A 3,029-nucleotide genomic window follows, 5' to 3' on the forward strand; every position below is an offset into this window, starting at 1 on the left:
TGTTACGAGTATCTTGTACTTTATTGTCTCTAAAATAAAACAGTTGATAATCGGTGATTGATTATCAACTATAAGCACGACTGCCTGTCGTACAGAAAAGGCTACACAATGTGTAACCTTAGTTTTCAATAAATTCAAATTCAAAGCCTAATAAACGTACTGTATCTCCATCTTGACATCCAGCCTCTCTTAAAGCTGTATCAATTCCAAGATAACGCATTTTATTGGCAAATAGATAGAAGTCTTCTTCTGTATTCAACTTATTGATGTCAAATACACGCTCAAGTCTAGGACCTGAAACATTCCATACGCCATCATCTTCTTTTTCAATAATGATGTCTTTCTTCTTCTCTTCAAATGTATACATAACACCTGTTTCACCCGTATCTTCCGTAATTGGGAATACTGGTGTTGTCGCAAGAAGATCGGCTGCTTTTCTTAGTACCGGGTCTAAGCCTTCATGAATAATCGTTGTTGTTTCATATACTGGGATATCTGGATATTTTTCTTTAAAACGGCGAACATTTTCTTCGGCATTTTCCATATCCATTTTATTTGCAACAACAATTTGTGGTCTTTCCAATAAACGAATTTGGTAAGATTTCAACTCATTATTAATGACTTCATAATCATTTAATGGATCTCTTCCATCTTCTGCACCCATATCAATAACGTGAATAATAACACGACATCTTTCAATGTGACGCAAGAACTGGTGACCTAAACCTTTACCATCACTTGCTCCTTCAATAAGTCCTGGTAAATCGGCTAGTACAAAACTTCTTCCATCTCCGGTTTGTACAACCCCAACATTTGGTGTGATTGTCGTAAATGGATAATCTCCAATTTCTGGACGCGCTTTACTAACAGCATCTAGGAATGTGGATTTTCCTACGCTAGGGAATCCTACCAATCCAACATCGGCAAGTACTCTAAGTTCTACAATACAATCAAATTCTTCACCCAATATACCTTGTTCTGCATATTTAGGTGCCGTATTGTGGCTTGATCTAAAATGCCAGTTACCACGACCTCCACGACCGCCATGTGCTACAACTTGGCGTTGATGTGGTTTTGTCAAGTCAGCAAGTACTTGATTATTATCACTTCTCTTTACAATCGTTCCTAATGGAACTTTTACTACTTTATGTTCTCCATTGGCTCCATGCATCTTTTTATTTTTACCTTTTTCACCCGGAGTAGCGATCACCTTACGGTGATAACGTAAATCTAAAAGTGTTGTCATTCCTGGATCGGCTTCAAAAATGACATCTCCACCGTTACCTCCATCGCCTCCAAAAGGTCCACCATAGGCAACATATTTCTCATGGCGAAAACTTACTAAACCATCTCCACCTTTACCTGCTTTTATATGAACTTTGACCTGATCTACAAACATATATACCCTCCTTTCTTTCTCATTAAAAAAGATCCCAGCAACGGGATCTTAAATTTCACACTTGTTAAGCTTGTGGATAAACAGAAACTTTCTTTTTATCTTTACCAAGACGTTCGTATTTAACAACACCGTTAACTAATGCGAACAATGTATCATCAGCACCACGTCCTACGTTAGTTCCTGGATGAATTTTTGTTCCACGTTGACGATAAATAATGCTTCCAGCGTGACAAGATTGTCCATCAGCTAATTTAGCTCCTAAACGTTTTGAGTGAGAATCACGACCGTTCTTTGTAGAACCAACTCCCTTTTTAGAAGCGAATAACTGTAAGTCTAATTTTAATAACATTTTTTACACCTCCTGTACTTGTATGTATTTAGGATAACTCTCTTCAATACTTTGAAACTGAACCAATAGCGTATTCAATATGATTTGTAGTTCAGCACATTCCGTATTGTTTATTTTTAATTCAACATCCCCTGCATCTACTTTATAAGAAATGAAACTTAAATAGCCAAGCTGTGCGATTGCGTTAATACCACCAATAATAATGGTACTGGCTGCAGAACAGACGATATCTTTTCCATACTGATCATACTCAGCATGTCCATGCATAGAGATCAATGAAATCCCATGTTCATCTCTAGCAATTTTAATTTTAATCATAATTAAGCTTCGATAGCTTCAATTTTTACACGAGTGTAAGGTTGACGGTGTCCTTGTTTACGACGTGTTGAAGATTTTTTGGCTTTATATTTCACGATAGTGATTTTCTTTCCTTTGCCTTGTTTTTCAACAACACCAGTTACCTTTGCACCTTCTACGAATGGTTTACCAAATTTTCCATCAGCGTATAATACTTTGTCAAATGTAACTGTGTCTCCTTCGTTAGCTTCTAATTTTTCAACGAAGATAACAGCATCCTTTTCAACACGGATCTGTTTTCCACCAGTTTCGATAATTGCGTACATGTGTGCACCTCCTATTCATTCTTTTTTCACATTTAGCTTGATACTCGCCATCAAGGTGTGAAATTTCAACTTAAAACCTTTTCTGGGCGGTTGCAAGTCCATACACGGAGTTTGCAACATTGATATTTTAAAGGATATAAAGCAATACGTCAAGTTAAAATTCTATTTTTTAGCTCTATGTTTTATACCGATAAACTGGAAATTAGCGATTTCTTTTTCCGGTATTCTCTGTCCCACGGATTTCCTCATGATAGAAATAATCTACGATCACAGGATGCCCCTGTGGGACTCTGCCATAAGGCATTTCATTATCCACAAAGGCACAATCATACTTCTTAGCCATTTTCTCAGCTTTTACTTCAAGTGCTTCAAAGTAGCTGCGGTTATGCTTGTTATAGATCTCATCGTAAAGTGGTACAAGATCAGGATGTTTTCTGGCAATATAATCCATAATTGTCTTTTTGAAACCGCCTCGAAGATTGAGATTTTCGAGCCAGAACAGATCGCACTGATCCTTTACCTGCTCAAAGATTGCTTCAAAATCCGTGATACCGGGGAATACCGGGGATACGAAACAGACTGTACGGATACCTGCTTCATATACCTGCTTCATAGCAGCGATACGCCGCTCAATGCTCGAAGCAGAGTCCATATCGTT

General features: G+C 37.6%; 5 protein-coding genes and 1 other annotated feature. All 5 genes read right to left on the reverse strand.

Translation table 11 applies throughout. The features are described from left to right. Positions 1-118: 118 nt before the first annotated feature. Positions 119-1,399 carry a GTPase ObgE gene (gene obgE, locus ACZQCL_RS08125; protein WP_418561817.1) on the reverse strand — a complete coding sequence of 427 codons (1,281 nt, stop codon included), beginning with the start codon at positions 1,397-1,399 and terminating at the stop codon, positions 119-121. A gap of 64 nt (positions 1,400-1,463) precedes the next feature. After that, the gene (rpmA, locus tag ACZQCL_RS08130) at positions 1,464-1,748 is read right to left on the reverse strand and encodes a 50S ribosomal protein L27 (RefSeq protein ID WP_003864191.1); all 285 of its coding nucleotides are present in this window, start codon (positions 1,746-1,748) and stop codon (positions 1,464-1,466) included. A 3-nt stretch (positions 1,749-1,751) separates the two neighbouring features. Beyond that, complete coding sequence (locus tag ACZQCL_RS08135) at positions 1,752-2,066, reverse strand: ribosomal-processing cysteine protease Prp (RefSeq protein WP_227992836.1); 315 nt, start codon at positions 2,064-2,066, stop codon at positions 1,752-1,754. Positions 2,067-2,068: 2 nt separating this feature from the next. Next, positions 2,069-2,371: a 50S ribosomal protein L21 gene (gene rplU, locus ACZQCL_RS08140; protein ID WP_003864193.1), complete on the reverse strand. Its 303-nt coding sequence runs from the start codon at positions 2,369-2,371 to the stop codon at positions 2,069-2,071. Positions 2,372-2,401: 30 nt separating this feature from the next. Continuing rightward, positions 2,402-2,473 (reverse strand) — a sequence feature (ribosomal protein L21 leader region). Between the two features lie 100 nt (positions 2,474-2,573). Further along, positions 2,574-3,029, reverse strand: a 456-nt coding sequence (locus ACZQCL_RS08145) for a radical SAM family protein (protein ID WP_482482697.1), incomplete at its 5' end; no start/stop codon positions are given.

It is taken from the genome of Holdemanella sp. (genome assembly GCF_056804935.1).